The sequence below is a fragment of the Streptomyces sp. NPDC097107 genome (assembly GCF_044762405.1).
Taxonomy (GTDB): domain Bacteria; phylum Actinomycetota; class Actinomycetes; order Streptomycetales; family Streptomycetaceae; genus Streptomyces; species Streptomyces thinghirensis.
On the sequence record NZ_JBIWEF010000001.1, the window covers coordinates 737,797 to 755,556 of the forward strand.

Consider the following 17,760-nt stretch of genomic DNA (forward strand, 5'->3'; position numbering starts at 1 on the left):
AGCTACTGATGCCCTTCCTTGCAAACACCCCCGTGGAGAAAATAGCCGGGCCGTACGCGCGGCGCTGGTTGGCGCTCCTCGTGCTGTGCCTGAGCCTGCTGATCACGGTGATGGCGAACACGTCGCTGATCGTCGCCGCCCCCGACATGACCACCGACCTGGGCCTGAGCAGCAGTGATCTGCAGTGGGTCGTCGACAGCTACACCGTTCCGTACGCGGCGCTGATGCTGGTGCTGGGCGCGATCGGCGACAAGTACAGCCGGCGCGGCGCGCTGGTCCTTGGTCTGCTGATCTTCGCCGGCGGTTCGGTGATGGGGAGCATGGTCGACGAGACCTCGCTGGTCATCGTGGCCCGCGCGATCATGGGTGTGGGTGCCGCGGTCGTGATGCCGGCCACGCTGTCCCTGGTGGTCGCGACCTTCCCCCGGAGCGAGCGGGCCAAGGCCATCACCGCCTGGGCCGCGACCTCCGGGGTGGCGGTAGCCGTCGGCCCGCTGGTCTCCGGCTGGCTGCTCGAGGACCACGCCTGGGGCTCGACCTTCCTGATCAACGTGCCGATCGCCGTCCTCGCCGTGTTCGGCGCGCTCGCCCTGGTACCGCCGTCCAAGGCGGAGGGCATGGGCCGGATCGACTACGTCGGTGGTCTGCTGTCGATCGTCACCGTCGGCTCCCTGATCTACGCCGCCATCGAAGGCCCGCACGCCGGCTGGGGCATCGGCCCCGTCACCGCCGCCGTGGTCGCCGGTGCCGGTCTGGTCGCCTTCGTCACCTGGGAGCTGCGGCACCCGCACCCGATGCTGGACGTCCGGAAGTTCGCGCTGCGGCCCTTCAGCGGCTCGATGCTCGCGGTGATGTTCTTCTTCTTCGGCATGTTCGCCGTGATCTACTACGCGACGCAGTTCCTGCAGTTCGTCCTCGGCTACGGCGCACTGGACACGGGTGTACGGCTGCTGCCGCTGGGCGGTGCGGTGTTCCTCGGGTCCGCGGTGACCGGGATGCTCGCCCCGAAGCTCGGGGTGAGGGTGATGGCCGTGACCGGCCTGGCCATCGGCACAGCGGGCATGCTCCTGCTCACCCAGATCGACAAGGGGTCGACGTACGGGGACTTCCTGGCGCCGCTGATGATGCTGGGCCTCGCGCTCGGACTGGCCATCTCCCCGGCGACCGACACGATCATGGGCTCCTTCCCCGAGTCCGAGCTGGGCGTCGGCGGCGGTGTCAACGACACCGCGCTCGAGCTGGGCGGAGCGCTGGGCATCGCGGTGCTGGGCTCGCTGCTGGGCACGGCCTACCGGGACGAGCTGACCGACCTAGTGGGCAACCGGCTCCCGACGGAGGCGATGGAGGTCGCCAAGGACTCGGTCGGTGGCGGCCTGGCCGTCGCGGAGCGAGTCGCACAGGACCCCTCCGCCGGGCCCCAGCAGGCCCAGGCCGCCTTGGACGCCGTCCACCAGGCCTTCGCCCACGGCGTCGCCCAGACCAGCCTCATAGGCGGGATCATCATGGCCGCCGGAACGCTGATCGTCCTTGCGGTCCTGCCGGGCCGGCGCGGGTTCGCGAGGAAGAGCGCCGAACCGGGGGCCGGGACGGCGGCGAGCGAGGCGGCGACTGTGCGGGAGCACACCGGGTCCACCCGCTAGAGCGTCGGCGGGGCGTCCACTGGATTGCCGGGCACCGCCTCCGCCTGATCGCCCGCCAGGCACGTCGGGCAGGGCCCGGCGGCGCGGGACGCGCAGGGCGCGGGCGTGGTCCAGCAGTCCACGGCCACGCGGATCCTCTGCCGGAACACCTCACCGCCCTTGGCCCCCGGGGCAGCCCCAGGGCTCTCCTCCGGAGCGGCCCGGAGGCCAAGGGCCGTGAGGTGACAGCGGCGGTCGCTGCAAACGCCGCCACAGCGCGGGACTGGCTCACCTGGACATCCGCCGGCCTGGAAGGCCTGTGCTTCAAGAGGCTGTCGGAGCCTTACCGCGCCGGGACCAGGGCGTGGAGCAAGTACGAAAACGCGATGAATTGCAGTTGATGCAACATCCTGCGGCTCGCCAGAACCGCCGTTTCCGCTGATCACTCCCCAACTCCCTTGCCATGTCGGCGTCGCAGTGGAGCCGCGACCAGGACGGTGGCGACAGACGCAACATTGATGCGTTTGACACAACAGCCGCCATGGTCGCTGAGGCACCCGGTTCGGCGCGTCTCCTCCTCGCTCCGAACGTCGTACACCTGGCCCCGGAGTCAACGGTGTTCACGGCGATGAAGGAGGGCTGGGGGCCGGCAACAACACGCCCGGTTCCTGAAGGCTTCGACGATCGAACCGCGGCTGCGTCTGATCAACCGGTTCGAGGTGTTCACGGGGTTGTACCCGTGGCAATGGAATCCAGCGGTTGGCGAAGCGTCCATCGCGCACCTGCGCAGCGGCGCCGAGGTCGACCGCAAGGTCCATCGCGACGGGATCGTCTGTCTGGCCGGCGGCCGCTACCAGGTCGGATTCGGCCTCGCTGGCCGCACGATCACCCTCCGTCTCGACGGACATCTCATGCACGCCATCGCCGACGACGCCCTGATGGGAACGTGGCCCTGCCCGGTCCCGGCCGACCGTTTGGGGCAGATTCACGGGGCGCGGACGGCGACGTCCCCACTGCCACCTCCACCACTGCCGGCCGGTGCCATCCGAGCCCAGCGCAAGGTGCATGCGAGCGGCCGCTTCATGATCAACGGCCAGTTCATCAAGCTCGGCCCGCGGCATGCCGGAAAGATCGTCACCGTCGTCATCGAGGACACCCACTACCGGATCCTGCACGGAGAGGACGAACTCGCTGTCAGGCCCCGCAAGAGCCGCGGGCCGATCACCAGGCTCTACGTCAAAGGCATGGGCACCCAGAAGGACCGTCAAGGATCTCCTGACGACAAACCGTCAAGGAAGTCCTGAGACCTCACACCGTCCCCCCTCGCCCACAGGGCTTCGGACCGCAGAACGTGCCGGGCAAGGACCCCACGCGGTGGGGCGGGTGGGACCATTCCACGACGCTCCCACGAAGGCTTCGCCAAAAACCCCAGGTCAAAGCCGTTCAGAGCTCATCTTCGACACGCGAGGACCCGCGTTCGCCACACCCCCGTGAGGCAAACACCACACGCAAAACACCTCCGAAACCACGTTTCCGCAGGTCAGAACGTTTCCGCAGGGTGGAACTGGTGGGGCGGGTGGGACTCAAACCCAAAAGGGAGACGCGTCTCACCTGCGACGATGCCAAAACAACGGACATAGCCTCCCGTTTCCATCCGGCTCCATCCTCCTCGATCCGGCTGGAACGGGGACCGTGCAGCGTTCACTGCACCAGTAAGTCCCTCTTCCCCTTCACTTCAAGCGACCACAGTCACCGAGGCGTAGGGCGGCGCCATATTCGAGAGGCAACGCGTCATCCCAGGCTGCGGCAATCTTCGTGAGCCCCCTCACACCCTTACCAACCCAAGGTGCGGCTACGTTCCGTAGCGGAATTGAAGGGGAACCTCGACAGCTGCATCGGTCGGCGGAACTACCCGAGCATGACCGTCGATCGTGCTGTGACACCGGAAAACTGCAAGATCCCTGACAGAGTCAAGCTGGAGGCGATGAGATGAGGCAGTGGTGGGGCCGGGCGGTCGAGACCGATCTACCAGGCGCTGGCGGTCGCACGGTACGAGACGAACGGCGGCTCCCCGGCGACGCTTCCGCGCTGAGGGGTGTGCTGCCGATCGGCGGCCCCGGTCAGCGCTTGCCGCCCCGGCCGGAACGGAAGGCTGAGGGATCGGTCGAGACGAGACGCTTGAGCAGGGCGGGAGTCCGCCCGCCCCGGTCCTCATGGTTCTCTACGGCGCGGAGCGCGGGCAGCAGGACGCCCGCTCCGGCGGACCGCAGCGGGTCCGGCGGTATCCAGCCGCCCGGGGTGCGGGCCAAGGCCGAGCGGCTCCAGTCGTCGGTAACGCCGAGGGCGAACGAGGCGAGGATTCGGGCCATCAGCCGCGAGGGCCCCACCCCGTCGCCGGAGTAGCCGGTCGCGTAGCAGGCGTTCGGGACGGAGCGAAGCCAGCCCGCGAAGGGCAGTGAGGTGACGGAGTACTCGACGGGGGCGGTCCACGACGAGGCCACGGGCGCGTCGGCGAGGGAGGGGAAGAGCCGAACGAGGTGGCGGCGCATCTCGGCCATCCGCAGGGGGCGGCCCCCACTGGGTACTCGGCGCGGAGCCACCGTAGGCCATCCCGGCACCGCCCTTGCCGAACAGCAGTCGGCCGTCCGGTGTCCTGCGGTAATAGTTCAGCCGCCGCCGGGCGTCGCAGACCGAGGTGCCGTCGTCCCATCCCAGGGCGTCCAGCTCGTCGGCGATCGGCGCGGTCAGCAGGGTGTCGCTGGCTAAGGTCACCATGGTGCGGCCCAGGTCTTCCAGGGAGGACGCCCAAGCGTTGATGGCCAGCACCACCTTGTCGGCGAGGACGCTCCCGTACGGGGTGACCGCCCGGGTCCGCGGGCCCGGGCGCAGGGCGAGCAAGGGGGTGCGCTCGTGGATGCGCACCCCGGCGTCCAGGGCGACCCGGCGCAGCCCGCGGGCGAGCTCGGCGGGCTGCAGTGTGGCGCAGCCCGGGTCGATCAATCCGCCGTAGTGGCTCTCGACGCCGACAGCTTCGCGTGCCTCGGTCACGGAGACCTGGTGCAGTGGCTCGACGCCGGCGCGGTGCAGGTCCTCCAGGGTCTGCCGCCAGGAGCCGCGCTGCGCCGGGGACGACGCCGCGAGCAGCCACGGTCCGCGCCGGTGCCCGATGTCGATGGCGTACTCGTCGGCGAAGTCGATGATCTCGTCGACCGCCCGGGCCGAGGCCTCCCCTATCCAGCGGGCCTCCTCCGGGCCGCTGAGGGCGACGAGGCTGCTGAACCGTGCCCACATCGGCATCAGGAAGCCGGCGTTGGCGCCGCTCGCGCCGCTGCCGCAAAGGTCCGCATCGATCAGCACCACGTCGGTACCGGGAGCCCTGCGAGCGATCTCCAGAGCCGTCCAGAGGCCGGTGAAACCGCCGCCCACGATGCAGACGTCGCAGCGCAGTTCATCCTCCAGCATCGGTGAACGGCCGTCATCCGGCTCGTGCGCCAGGGCGTCGTGCAACCATCCGGAGCGGTGGTGGGGAGCGGGGGCGTCGTGGTGCGGCCAGGTACGGGGCAGAACCAGATCGGTCACAGCGTCTCTCCGTCGGGCAGGGATACGGGTTACGGAATCGGGCGGGTGCGGTGCGATCAGCGCGGCTCCGGGTCCCACAGGTCCGGAGCGACGGGGACGCCTGCCCGCACGGCGGCGTTGAGCAGGTCGATCCTGGAGCCCACGCCGAACGTCCGGAACAGTTTGCGGAGGTGGTAGTTGACCGTGTGGGGGGACAGCTGGAGGCGTCCGGCCATCTCCTGGTTGGTCAGCCCCTCGGCCACCAGCCGCAGCAGCAGGCGCTGCCGCTCATCGAGCTCGGGGCCCGCCCATTCGTCGAGGGGCGGCGGGGGCGCCGTCGGCCCGCCCAGGGCGGCCCGCTCGCGGCGCAACGCGGTCCGCAGCACCTGGGGGACCGTTTCCGCAACCAGGCAGCGCACGAGCAGGCTGACGAAGGCGGGGGCACCGCCCTGGTCATGGAGCAGGCCGGTCGCGTACGCCTCCTCCAGTACCGGGATGAGGGCGGCGGTGGAGGTGCCCAGGAGTCGGGCCAGCGTCTTGGGGCCGCACCCGTCGTCCAGCACGGCCATCAGGCACAGCAACTGACGGCAGAGGCCGGAGGAAACGGCGAGGGTGTCCCGGACGTAGAAGCCGGCCTGTTCCGAAACGCGGGAGGTGACCAGTTCGGCCACCCCGGACACGGTCCGCACGCTGCCCTCCTCCTGCAGCCCGCGCACAAATTCGATCAGCAGTCCGGGGTGCCCGCCGACCTGTTCCAGCAGCCGCAGCAGCGGTCCGTCGAGCCGCGCGTCGAGGAGGTCGGACGCCAGCTCACGGGCGGCTCCCCGGGACAACGGGCCCAGCACCAGGCGCGTCGTGCAGAGGAAGGGCGACGCGTCGATGCCGTCGGCCCGGCGCGGAGGCGTGCCCGCCGGGGAGGCCGTCATCCACACCGTGTGGCTGGACGGGCGGGGGCCAGGGCCTTCTCGGCCCAGCCCGCTGCCGGGGCGGAAGGGTTCGTCGACAACGACGAGAGTGGGCACGGAGTCACCGGGCGTGGCTGCCGGAACCTCCCCGCGCAGCAGGCGGAATCCCCGCCTGCGCGCGGTCTCCGCCGCCTCCTGGAGCATCCTGGTCTTACCCATTCCCCGGGGGCCGACCACGTACATCAGGGCGTTGCCGCCTGTGCAGGCGCAGTCGAGCGCTTCGTACACACGACGGGTCTCGGATTCCCTTCCGCGCTGGGGCAGAGCGGGCAGAGTGCTGGACAGGGGGCTCTCTCCTCGTCGGGGCCGGGTGGTGCCGGCGCGGTCCGTGCGGTCGGGGTCGAAACCCCTCCGGGGCGGCGGTCAGCGGGCGTCGCCGTAGCGGCGCACTCCTACGGTGCGGAAGCGTTCGGCCACGTAGGCGCCGTCGCAGTAGACGGAGTTGCCGGAGGGGTTGAGGCCGGTGCCGTGCAGGTCGGAGTAGACGGCGGACTGAGTGAGGAACCAGTCGCCCATCAGATTCACCGAGAGCATCACCCCGGCGCGTTCGCACACCTCGGCGACCAAGGCCTCGACCTCGGGAGACGTGGTGTGGACACCGACGGTCAGCGCACCGGCCCGCCGGGTCACGGCGCCCAGCACCTCGGCCCCGTGCGCGGCCGAGTCCACGGCCACCACGAAGCCGACCGGCCCGAACCACTCCCGCCCGAACGTCTTGTGGCTCTCCTCCCGGGAGGCGTCCAGCGCGACCAGGACCGGGGTGCGCAGGGTCGCTTGCGGGTGGTCGGGGTGCGCCACGGTACGCGGCGCCAGAACCACCGGCCCGATGGCGCCGGAGGCCGCGTGCTCGACGTCCTCCAGGACGTCGGGCCCTACCAACGCACCGAGCACCGCGATCGCGGACGCGTCCTCAGTGAGCAGAGCGGTGACCGTGGCCGCGAGGTCCCGCACCACCTCGGCGTACGTCCGGTGGCCTTCGTCCGTCGCGATCCCGCCACGGGGTACGAGCAGGTTCTGCGGGCTGGTGCACAGCTGGCCGCTGTACAGGGCCAGCGAGAAGGCGAGGTTGTGCAGCATGCCGCGGTAGTCGGCGGTGGACTCGACGAGAAGGGAGTTGACCGCCGACTTGGCGGTGAAGACCCGGGCCTGCCGGGCGTTGGCCTCCAGCCACTCGCCGAATTCCGATGTCCCGGCGTAGTCGACGATGCGTACCTCGGGACGGAGCGCGAGGGTCGCGGCCAGCCGTTCGCCCGGACGTTCGGGGGCCAGCGCGACGAGATTCGGGTCGAAGCCGGACTCCCGCAGCACCTCGCGGGCGATGCGGACGGTCAGCGCGAGCGGGAGGACGGCCCCCGGGTGCGGCTTGACGAGCACGGCGTTGCCGGTGGCCAGCGAGGCGAAGAGGCCTGGGTAGCCGTTCCAGGTGGGAAAGACCCGGTTGGCGACCACCAGGCTCACCCCGCGCGGGACCACGGTGAAGGTCTTGGCCAGGGAGAACACCCGGCCGTCGGGCATGGGTTTGCTCCAGGTCACCTCGGTGGGCATCCGGGTCTGCTCGGACAGTGCGTAGGCGACCGCTTCCAGCCCCCGGTCCTGGGCGTGCACGGCTCCGGCGTGAAAGGCCATCAGGAAGTTGTGGCCGCTGGTGTGCACGGCCGCGCAGGCGAGTTCGAAGGAGCACGCATTGATCCGTCGGAGGATCTCGGCACATACCGCGGCGCGTCCCCACGGACCCGCTTCCCGCCATCCCGCCATCGCGGCCTCCATGGCCGGCAGCAGGACGTCGGGGTCGGCGTGCGCGTAGGTGATGCCCAGTCCGAATCCGTACGGGGAGGACTCGCCGCCGTCCTCGGGACCTGGCCCGACCGAACCGTCCCGGCCCGGCTGGTCCGAGGCGAACTCCTGGCCCAGTAACCGGTGGAAGGCCTCGTCGCCCGCCGTCCGGGCGAGCTCTCCGTAGGCGGCGGCCTCGTCCGGGTACGGGGACCAGTACTCCCTGGTGCGGATCGCCGTGACGGCACGTTCGAGTGAAGCTCGGTGACGCGTCAGCAGGTCCTGTGCCGCTTCGGCGGCTGCTCTTACGGACCGGGCGGTGGTCATGCGGTTGCCTCCAGGGGCCGGAACGGTCGGGACGTCGGTACGCCGGGCCGGCGGGACGCGGTGGTTCCGCCGGCCCGGCATCGGAGCGGTCAGTCGGTACGGGCCCGGAAGCGCCGGTCCAGCGCCCGGTCCGACAGCACCCGCTTGAGGACGTGGAAGGAACGGGCGTCCTTGCCCACCTGGTAGCGGGTTCGGGGTTGGGCGGCCGTCAGCGCCCGGTAGACCGTACGGGCGAAGTCCTCGGCGCTGGTGCCGGTCGCGGTCTGCTGCTCGTTCGCGTCGAGGAAGTGTCCGAACGCGGTGCGGTAGGGCTCGCTGACCGCCTGGGGCAGGTCGTCGAAGTCGCTCCGGGCGCCGGCCGTGAGCTTGGCCCAGATCGGCGTCATGATCGCCCCCGGCTGGACGACGCAGACGCCGACACCGGCCCCGCGCAGTTCCCGCCGCAGCACGTCCGACATCGCCTCCTTGGCGAACTGGGCCGCCGCGTAGGCCCCGAGGAAGGGCAGCGCGACGCTGCCCAGGCCGGAGGTCACGTTGACGATGCGGCCACCGGAGCGCCGCAGCTGCGGCAGGAATCCCTGGATGACGGCCAGTTGACCGATGACGTTGGTGTCGAGCTGCTGCCGCATCCGCTGCGGGGTGACGCACTCCAGCGGCGCGGACACCGCGATGCCAGCGTTGTTGACGAGGCCCCAGAGCCCGGATCCGCCGGTCTCCGCGGCGACCTCCTTGACGGCGGCGGCCACCGACTCCTCGTCGGTGACGTCGATGTGGACGGGCCGGATGCGCCCGGAGGGGGACAGGGCCGCCAGCTCTTCGCCGTCGCGCGTCCTGCGGACGCCGGCGAAGACCTGGAAGCCGACCCGGGCCAGCTGCAGTGCGCAGGTGTGGCCGAGGCCCGAGGAAGCGCCCGTCACCAGAACGTGCTTGTCCCCGGGCGGGAGGGACTTCGCCGATCGGTAGGTCATGGTCGCTCCTTCGGTTCGGGCCGGCCGGGCGTGACGGCGGGGTAGGTGAGGGCGCTCTCCAGGGTGCGGACCAGCCGTCGCTTCGGCAGGAACTTGAAGTAGGCGTCCCGGACCGGCCTGCGGACGGGGTTCTCGGACTGTTCGAAGGTGCTGATGGCGCGGGATGCGGCGACCAGGGCGCGGGTGCGCTCACGGCGGTCGTCCTCGTAGCGGCGCAGCGCCGCCGGCAGATCGGTGGCACCGGCCAGCCTGCGGCCGAGTACGACGGCGTCCTCGATGGCCATGCACGAGCCCTGGCCCAGGCTGGTGAGCATCGGGTGCGCGGCGTCGCCGAGGAGCGTGACGGGGCCCTCGCCCCAGCGCTCCAGGAAGACCCGGTCCCGGGAGGGCACGGCGAGGATGTCCTCCTCGGGGGTGACCCGGACGGCTTCCTGGACGACGTCGGCCCACCCCGCGTAGGCCCGCTGCACGTCGGCCTTGCAGCCCTTCCAGCCGTGGGACTCCTCGGTGGGCATGTTCTTGGTGCCCCACCAGTACAGGCGTCCGCCTCCCATGTCGACGAGGCCGAAACGGCTGCCGCTGCCCCAGTAGTGGGTGACGGACCCGGGTGCGAAGTGGGGGTGGGAGAAGGGGACGACGGCCAGCCAGCAGATGTATCCGCTGTCCATGGACTCCTCGATGCCGGTCAGCTGGCGGCGGACCACCGAGTTGAAGCCGTCGGCGCCGATGAGGACGTCCCCGCGCGCATCGGTGCCGTCCGCGAAGCGGACGCGTACGCCTCCGCCGGCCTCGCTCTCGTATCCGGTGGCCTGAGCACCGAGGGTGATCGGGATGCCCGACGCGGCGTCGAGCAGGGCCTGCTGGAGGTCGGAGCGGGTGATCAGCACACTGGGTACGCCCAGTCTGCCGATGATCTCCGGGAACGGGAACTCGCGGATGAGGCGGCCCCTGGCGGTGCGGACGTGGTACGACTCCAGCACGCTGCCGCGCTTGGCCAGGTCGATGCCGAGGCCGAGCGAGTCCAGGGCGGCGATGGCGTTGCTCATCACGGAGAGCCCTGATCCGGCGGCCCGCAGTTCGCCCGCGCGCTCGTGGACCTCGACGTCGAGGCCCGCCGCGCGCAGCGCGACGGCCGCGGTGAGCCCGCCGATCCCGGCGCCGATGACGAGGGCCTTGCGCCGCGGGCCCCCGCCGGATCCGCCCGATGTCCGATGGTCGGTTCGCAGTGTTGTCATCTCAGTGCCCGATCAGTTCGTCGACGGTCCTGACCATGTGGCCGATGTGCGGCTCCTCCATGATGGTCAGGTGGTCTACGGGGACGAGGACGACGTCGAGCTTGCCGCTCGTGCGCTCCCGCCACCCGTTGGACGGGTCCTTGTGCATGCTGTCGATCGCGGTGTGCATGGTGTCGAGGACCGCGGGCAGCGGCTCGGTGGCCCGGATGAGCACCATGTCCTGCTCGACCGGATCGGGGCGGTAGTCGAACGCCGCCCGCCAGTTCGCCTCGTACACCCGGAACAGCCTCCGCACGATCGTGCCGGTACTGCCGCCAGGGAGCACACCTTCGTCGATGGCGAGTTGAGCGATGAAGTCGAACTTCTCCTCCAGCGTGGTCAGTTCGACAGGGATCAGCTCCATGGGCGAGTCCCCGCCCCGCTGGAGCCACAGCAGCTCCCAGAAGAACCAGCCGAGCAGCGCGTCGTCGTCAGTGGTGAGCCGGCGGCCCGGGTTGAGCGCCGTCGTGTCCAGCAGGACCAGGCGCTGGAGCCGCTCCCCTGCCGCCCGCAGCTGGCGGGCGATCTCGAAGGCCACGAACCCGCCGAAGGACCAGCCGCCGATGGTGTAGGGGCCGGTGGACTGGACGCGCCGGATGGACTCGATGTAGCGGGCGGCGATCTCCTCGACCGTACGGAGCGGTTCGGTGCCGGCGTCGACACCGGCCGCCTGGAGCGCGTAGAACGGCTGGTCGTCCGGGAGATGGGCGGCGTACCGGAGATAGCAGAGCACGTTGCCGCCCATGGGGTGGACGAAGAACATCGGCCGCTTGGTGCCGTTCTCGCGAATCGGGACAAGCGGATCGAACACACCCTCGGCCCCGCCGGAGCGCAGCCTGGCGGCGAGGGACGCGACGGTCGGCGCGGCGACGAACTCCGACATGGGGACGTTGATGCCGTAGCGCTGCTCGATCACGACCACCAGCCGCATCGCGGTGAGCGAGGTGCCGCCCAGGTCGAAGAAGTTCTGGTGGACTCCGAGTTCGGACAGCTGGAGGTGGTCGCGGACGATGTCGGCGAGTGTGTGTTCGTAGGCGTCGCGCGGCGGTGTGACGTCGTGCGCCGTGCTCGCGGCGAGCGGAACCCGCCTCAGCGCCGCGTCGTCCCGCTTCCCGCTCGGGGTGAGGGGCAGGGCACCCACGACCTGGTAGTACGAGGGCACCATGTACTCGGGCAGCACCGTGCGCAGTTGCTTATCCAGCAGGTCCCGCCCGGCGTCGGAGAACCACCCGACCAGGAAGGCGGCCAGAAGCGACTCGTCGTCCCGGCGCCGGCGGGCGACGACGGCCGCTTCGGTCAGGCCCAAGTGGTCGCCGAGGAAGCCGGTGATCGCGAGCTCCACCTCCGAGGGCTCCACGCGGTAGCCGCGAATCTTGACCTGGGAGTCCGCCCGGCCCAGGCACACGATCTCACCCCCCGGGAGGGTGAAGCCGAGGTCACCGGTCCGGTAGAGCCGCTCGCCGGGAGCCCCGAAGGGGTGCGGCAGGAAGCGCTCCTCGGTCAGTTCGGGCAGTCCCACATAGCCGTCGGCCAGGCAGGATCCGGCGAGGTGGATCTCGCCCTTCACGCCGGCGGGCATCGGTCGCAGCCGGGCGTCCAGGACCAGGGCCCGGCTCCCGTCGATGGCGGTGCCGATGGGAGGCATCGCCGGGAAGGCGGCGGGATCACCCGTCATGGTGTGACTGGTGACGACGTGCGACTCGGTAGGCCCGTACTGGTTCTCCAGGATGATCCCGGGCACCTCGGCGCACAGCCGGCGGATCTCGTCGGTGACCCGCAGCTGCTCCCCGGAGGAGAGCAGCGCCTTGAGATGGTGTGGTACCAGGCTCAGTGCCTGGGAGGTCTCGGCGAGCTGCTGGAGCGCCACGTAGGGCAGGCACACCCGTTGGACGCGCTCCTCGTCGAGCAGCCGCAGCAGGGCCGGCATGTCGCGGCGCTGCTCCTCGGCCAGGACGACCAGGGTGCCGCCGCCGCAGAGCGTGGAGAAGATCTCCTGGAAGGAGACGTCGAAGCTCATCGGCGCGTACTGCGCGGTGACGCCTCCCACGACGCCGCTGGGGATGCTGTTCTGCCAGGCGATCAGGCGGCCGAGCGTCCGGTGGGACTGGACGACTCCCTTGGGCCGGCCCGTGGATCCGGAGGTGAAGAGGATGTACGCCGTGTCCTCCGGCGCGATCCGGCGCGGCTCCGCCGAGGCGTCGTCGCCTTCGTCGGGCCCGGCGGCGAGCAGTTCGGCGGCGGGGACCAGGGGCGAGACGCTCCCGAGGCCCTCCGGCTGCTCGGCGCCGGTGATGATCCGGAAGGGATGGGCCTGCGCCACCATGTCCAGGAGCCGCTCGACCGGATAGGCGAGGTCCAGCGGTACGGTCGCGGCGCCCGCCTTCATCACACCGAGGATCACGGTGACGGTCTCCGGTGAGCGGTTCATGGCGATGCCGATCCGGTCGCCGGGCCGGGCGCCGAGGGCGATCAGCCGGCGCGCCACCCGGTCGGAGACCTCGCCGAGTTCGGCGTAGGTGAGGCTCTCCCGGCCGTGGGCCACGGCCCTCGCGCCCGGGGTGCGCAGCGTCTGCTCCCGTACGGCGGCGACCACGTCCATGAACGGCTCGGCCGCGGTGCGTCCGGGTGCGGGAGCGGCGGCCGGCAGCTCCAGCAGTCCGGGATCGGCCGGTTCGTCGGGGTGGCGGACCAGGTGCGCCAGGACGGCGGTGAAGCCTTCGGCGTACAGGTCGGCCTGGGCCGGGGTGAAGGTGCGTCCGTGGCAGTCGATCCGGAGCTGGATCCGGCCGTCGACCGGGTCGGTCATGGCGTTGACCAGAAGCTGGAAGTTGGTCTCCTCCCAGGTCCGAAAGGAGTGCATGGCGACGCCGGGCAGCGCGAACACCTCGGTCAGCTGCCGGAAGTGGATGTAGTTGAAGGCCGTCTCCAGGACGGTGACGCCGAGGTCCTCCTGGACGGCGCTGAGCGGGTAGCGGCGGTGGGGGTAGGTGACCCGTTCCTGGCGGAGCGCCTCCTCGACCACGTCGGCCCAGGTGGGCTGGGCGGTGTCGACGCGGACCGGGAGGGTGTTGAGGAACAGGCCGGCGGTGCGCTCGGCATCCTCGTACTCGGGACGTCCGTGGGTGACCAGGCCGGTGGTGACGTCCTCGGTGCCGGAGTACAGGCGGAGCGCGAGGACGTGCGTCGCGAACAGTACGGACTTCATGGTCAGCTGGCGGCCGGCGGCGAAGGCGCGCGCGTCGGCGGTGAGTTCGTCCGGCAGGTCGACGACGCGGGTGATCAGGTCGTCCGGGCCGGGCGCCTCGTGCTGCCGGAAGGATTCCAGGCGGAGCAGTTCGGCGTCCTTGAGGTAGCCGGTCCAGAACTCCTTGCTCGGCCCTGACTCCAGCGCGTTGCGCTCGGCGAGCACGTGGTGGGCGGCCGAGGGCAGCTCCCGTACGGGGACGGCCGGGATGTCCAGGCCCAGGCTGTGGAGGTAGTCCTGGAGCAGCTCCCGCACCAGGTTGGCGACGCTGCCGCCGTCGAGGATCGCGTGGTGGAAGCTCAGCACCAGCTCCACGGTCTCCGGCCGCACGTGCACCCGGAAGTGGTAGAGGGGTGCCTGCTCCATGTCGTAGCGCCAGTAGCGGCGTTCGTCGACATGGGCGCCGATCTCCGCTTCCGCCTCCGCCTCGTCGTGGTCGCGGAGGTCGACGATGCGCAGACCGTGCGCAGCCGTGCGGTCCACGATCTGCAACGGTTCGGAGAAGCCTCCGAGGTCGAAGGCGGAGCGCAGGACGGGATGCCGGGCGACCAGGCGCGCGAACGCCTGCTCAAACCTTTCCGCATCCCATCCGAAGGTGAAGCTGTACCGGAAGACGTCGTGGTAGACGGCGGAGTCCTCCTGGGCCCGGCTGTGATAGATCAGGCCGAGCTGGAGGCGGGTGAGCGGATAGGCGTCCTCCCGGCCCGCCAGGCGGGCCCGGTCCACCCCGGAGACCAGCTCGAACGGCTCCAGCCGCCGGGACCCACCGGCCGCTCCGGTGGTGGCGCGTTCGGCCAGCGCCGCCACCGTGGGGTGGCTCACCACATCGTCGAGCGTGAAGTGAATGCCCTGCTTCTCGGCCAGCGCGCGCACCCGGAGCACGGTGATGGAGTCGCCGCCGAGCGCGAAGTAGTCCTCGTCGATACCGACGGCGTCCCGGCCGAGCACGTCGGCCCAGATCGCGGCGATCGTCTCCTCGACGGGATTGCGCGCGGTGGCCGGGGCGCTCTCGGGCGCGGTCACCGGTGCGGGCAGGGCGCGCCGGTCGGCCTTGCCGTTGGGTGTCAGCGGCACCCGGTCGATCCGTACGAAGTGGGCGGGCACCATGAAGGCGGGCAGGACGGCACGGAGTTCGGCGTCCAGCCGTCGTACGTCCAGCTCCGCGTCGGAGACGTAGTAGGCGACGAGGTAGGTACCGCGCGCGGTGGAGTGGTGGTCCACGACCAGGGCGGTGCGCACCCCGGCCACCTGGGCGAGCTGGTTCTGCACCTCGCCCAGCTCCACCCGGTTGCCGCGGATCTTCACTTGCCCGTCGATCCGGCCGAGGTACTCCACGGTGCCGTCCGCCAGCCACCGGGCCAGGTCGCCGGTGCGATAGACGCGGCCTCCGGGTGCGAACGGGTCGTCGGTGAACTTCTCCGCGGTCAGCTCGGGGCGGTCCAGATAGCCTCGGGCCACCTGGACACCGCCGATGCAGAGTTCGCCGGGTACGCCGCCGGGCTGGAGGTTTCCGTGCGCGTCCAGCACGTACAGCTGGGTGTTGTCGACGGGGCGGCCGATGGGCACCCGGGTCACGGAGGCCTCGGGGCCGGCGGGGCAGTCGTGGAAGGACACGTCGACGGTGGCCTCGGTCGGCCCGTACAGGTTCACCAGCAGCGGCGGCCGCCCCGCCCCGTCGAAGACTCGGTTGAACTGCTCGACGAGTGCGGCGGGCAGTGCCTCTCCGCTGCAGAAGACCCGGCGCAGCGAAGCCGCTTCCTGGCGCAGGTCGGGGCGGACCTCCAGCAGGTCCAGGAACGGCCCGAGCATGGAGGGAACGAAGTGCGCGGTGGTGACCCTGTGCCGGGCCAGGGCGTCGAGGATGGTGCGCGGGTCCTTCTGGCCCTCCGGCGGCAGCAGCGACAGGCTCGCGCCCTCGACGGCCCACCAGAACAGCTCCCACACCGAGACGTCGAACGAGATGGGCGTCTTCTGCAGCAGTACGTCGTCGTCGCCGATCGGGTAGCGGTTCTGCATCCAGGCCAGCCGGTTGACGACCGAGTGGTGCTCGACCATGACGCCCTTGGGCCTGCCGGTGGAGCCCGAGGTGTAGATGACGTAGGCGAGGCCGCGCGCGTCCGTGACGGGTTCCGGCGGCGTGCCCGGGCCGTCGGCCAGTTCGCCGGCGCCGATCACCACGACGCCGTCCTCGGCCGGCGGAGGCGGCGAGCCCGCGTCCACGAGCACCGCGCGAGCGCCGCTGTCGCGGAGCAGCAGGGCGATGCGCTCGGCGGGGTAGCCGGGGTCCACCGGCACGTAGGCGCCGCCTGCCTTGAGCACTCCCAGCAGGACGGCCAGCAGCTGAGGGCTGCGCTCCATCATCACGGCGACCCGGTCCTCGGCGCCGATGCCCCGGGCCCGCAGTCCGTGCGCCACCCGGTTCGCGAGGGTGTCCAGCGCACGGTAGGTGAGGGGTGCGGAGCCGTCCGAGGGCCGGACGGCGATCCGGTCGGGTGTCCGTGCGGCCTGCTCGGCAATCAGGTCGTGCAGCGTGCGGTCCCGGGCGTGGGCGACGACGGGGCCGCGGCTCTGCTCCAGGAGCCTGCGCCGCTCGTCCTCGGTCGTCAGCGGCAGCTCTTCCGCCGGGCGCTCCGGTTCGGCGACGCCGCTCTCCAGCAGGGTGAGCAGATGCCCGGCGACGGCGTCGAGCGGGAAGTCGTCATCGAAGACGTCGGGGGCGCCGTCGAGGTCGATGTGCAGGTCCCCGTCGTCACCGGAGACGTTGACCATGACGGACAGCGCGTCCTGGACGTGCACCGGGGCGAGTACGGCAGCGTGGACCCGGCCGTCCGGGCGCGGGTGGCGCATGTAGGAGAGCGTGACGTCGAAGAGCTTGCGGGAACCGTCCCCGTCGGCCGGGAGATCGCGCAGTACGTCGCCGAGGGCGAGCCGCTCGTGGCCGCGTACGGCGTCGGCACCGGCCCGGACGCGTCGCGCGAGATGGTGCAGGGTGGCGCCGGGGCGCGGGGCGACCCGTACCGGCAGGCTGTTCGCGCGCTGTCCGACGGCGGTGAGCTCGGCGTCGGTGGCCCGGTTGCGGAAGGGGATGCCTAGGACGACCTCCTCGGTGCGGTGGATCCGCGCCAGATACGTGCCGAGGGCCGCGGAGAGGAAGGCGAAGGGGGAGCTGCCCTGCCGGCGGATGCGGGTGGCCAGCTCGGCGTCCAGGGTGAAGGAGTGGCGGACCCGGGGCCGTTCGGCGTCGGCCGGCCGCAGAGGGTTCCGCGTGAACAGAGCGGGGGCGACGCCCTCCAGTGCGGTGCGGTGGAAGGAACGGTCGCGTTCGTAGGCGGTGGACCTGCGGTAGGCGACGTCCGCCTCGGCGAGGCGGCGGAAGGACGGCGGTCGCGGTGCGCCGCCGGTGGAAGCGCCGGGGTCGTTCCCGGCGGCCTGGACGCGGTCGTACTCCGCCCACATCTGGAGGCTGACCTGGTTGAGCGCCCAGGCGTCGGCTATGAGGTGATGGGCCTTGAGATGCAGCCGCGCGGGTCCGTGACCGGTCGTTAATATCGCGACCGCGAACATCCGTGAGCGACGCAGGACGAACGGCCGGGCCAGCGAGCGGGCCTGCCAGGCGGCGCGTGCCGCGGCCGGGTCGCTCGCGCCGGAGAAGTCGACGACCGCCACCGGGGCCGCGCCGTCCTCCTCCTCGTCGTCGGTGCCGTCGTGGAACCACTGGACGGGTATGCCGTCCTGTTCGTCGAAGCGCAGGGAGAAGGCGTCGTTGCGTGTGAGGACCCGCTCCAGGCACCCTCTCAGGATTTCGGTGTCCACCTCGGTACCGATCTCCTCCTCGAATACGACGTTGAACTGTGGGTCCGGATATCCGATGGAATCGGACACCCAGATGTCCCGTTGGAATGAAGTAAGCGCAAAGCCATGATCAGGGGTCACCGCTACACCTTCCACAGGAATTCCGGCCGACTCATTTCGGCCGCCATCGAAGCCCGGAACCGTCCGCGCTCCATCGAGCACCCTACTGACCGATCTGGT

Annotated in this window: 7 protein-coding genes and 1 pseudogene; 2 read left to right on the forward strand and 6 right to left on the reverse strand. The window is 71.0% G+C overall.

What is annotated here, in order from left to right; all coding sequences use genetic code 11:
• Positions 1-8 precede the first annotated feature (8 nt).
• Both ACIQ1J_RS03450 and ACIQ1J_RS03455 read left to right on the forward strand, forming a co-directional pair.
• Positions 9-1,640 carry an MFS transporter gene (locus tag ACIQ1J_RS03450; protein ID WP_403553704.1) on the forward strand — a complete coding sequence of 544 codons (1,632 nt, stop codon included), beginning with the start codon at positions 9-11 and terminating at the stop codon, positions 1,638-1,640.
• A 710-nt stretch (positions 1,641-2,350) separates the two neighbouring features.
• Entirely contained in the window at positions 2,351-2,923 is a 573-nt protein-coding gene (locus ACIQ1J_RS03455) for a hypothetical protein (protein ID WP_403553706.1), read from the forward strand.
• 816 nt (positions 2,924-3,739) lie between these two features.
• Here the strand turns inward: ACIQ1J_RS03455 and ACIQ1J_RS03460 are convergent.
• The 6 genes and pseudogenes from ACIQ1J_RS03460 to ACIQ1J_RS03485 all read right to left on the reverse strand — a co-directional run bounded on the left by ACIQ1J_RS03460 (position 3,740) and on the right by ACIQ1J_RS03485 (position 17,676).
• Positions 3,740-5,081, reverse strand: a pseudogene (locus ACIQ1J_RS03460) (NAD(P)/FAD-dependent oxidoreductase).
• 173 nt (positions 5,082-5,254) lie between these two features.
• A complete protein-coding gene (locus ACIQ1J_RS03465; RefSeq protein WP_403553825.1) occupies positions 5,255-6,427 on the reverse strand; it encodes a LuxR C-terminal-related transcriptional regulator in 1,173 nt (390 codons plus the stop codon).
• A 78-nt stretch (positions 6,428-6,505) separates the two neighbouring features.
• Positions 6,506-8,242, reverse strand: coding sequence for a phenylacetic acid degradation protein PaaN (gene paaN / locus ACIQ1J_RS03470; RefSeq protein ID WP_403553708.1), 1,737 nt, complete (start codon positions 8,240-8,242; stop codon positions 6,506-6,508).
• An 89-nt stretch (positions 8,243-8,331) separates the two neighbouring features.
• Positions 8,332-9,210, reverse strand: coding sequence for an SDR family oxidoreductase (locus ACIQ1J_RS03475; RefSeq protein ID WP_403553710.1), 879 nt, complete (start codon positions 9,208-9,210; stop codon positions 8,332-8,334).
• Positions 9,207-10,445 (reverse strand): FAD-dependent monooxygenase, encoded by a 1,239-nt coding sequence (locus tag ACIQ1J_RS03480; protein ID WP_403553712.1) that lies wholly within the window; start codon positions 10,443-10,445, stop codon positions 9,207-9,209. Before ACIQ1J_RS03480 ends, ACIQ1J_RS03475 begins: the two co-directional genes overlap by 4 nt.
• A 1-nt stretch (position 10,446) precedes the next feature.
• A complete protein-coding gene (locus ACIQ1J_RS03485) occupies positions 10,447-17,676 on the reverse strand; it encodes an amino acid adenylation domain-containing protein (protein ID WP_403553714.1) in 7,230 nt (2,409 codons plus the stop codon).
• Positions 17,677-17,760 lie beyond the last annotated feature (84 nt).

Coding starts and splice junctions, on each gene's coding strand:
- ACIQ1J_RS03450 (WP_403553704.1), top strand. CDS start 9: ATGCCCTTCCTTGCAAACACCCCCGTGGAGAAAATAGCCGGGCCGTAC.
- paaN (WP_403553708.1), bottom strand. CDS start 8,242: ATGACCACCGCCCGGTCCGTAAGAGCAGCCGCCGAAGCGGCACAGGAC.
- ACIQ1J_RS03475 (WP_403553710.1), bottom strand. CDS start 9,210: ATGACCTACCGATCGGCGAAGTCCCTCCCGCCCGGGGACAAGCACGTT.
- ACIQ1J_RS03480 (WP_403553712.1), bottom strand. CDS start 10,445: ATGACAACACTGCGAACCGACCATCGGACATCGGGCGGATCCGGCGGG.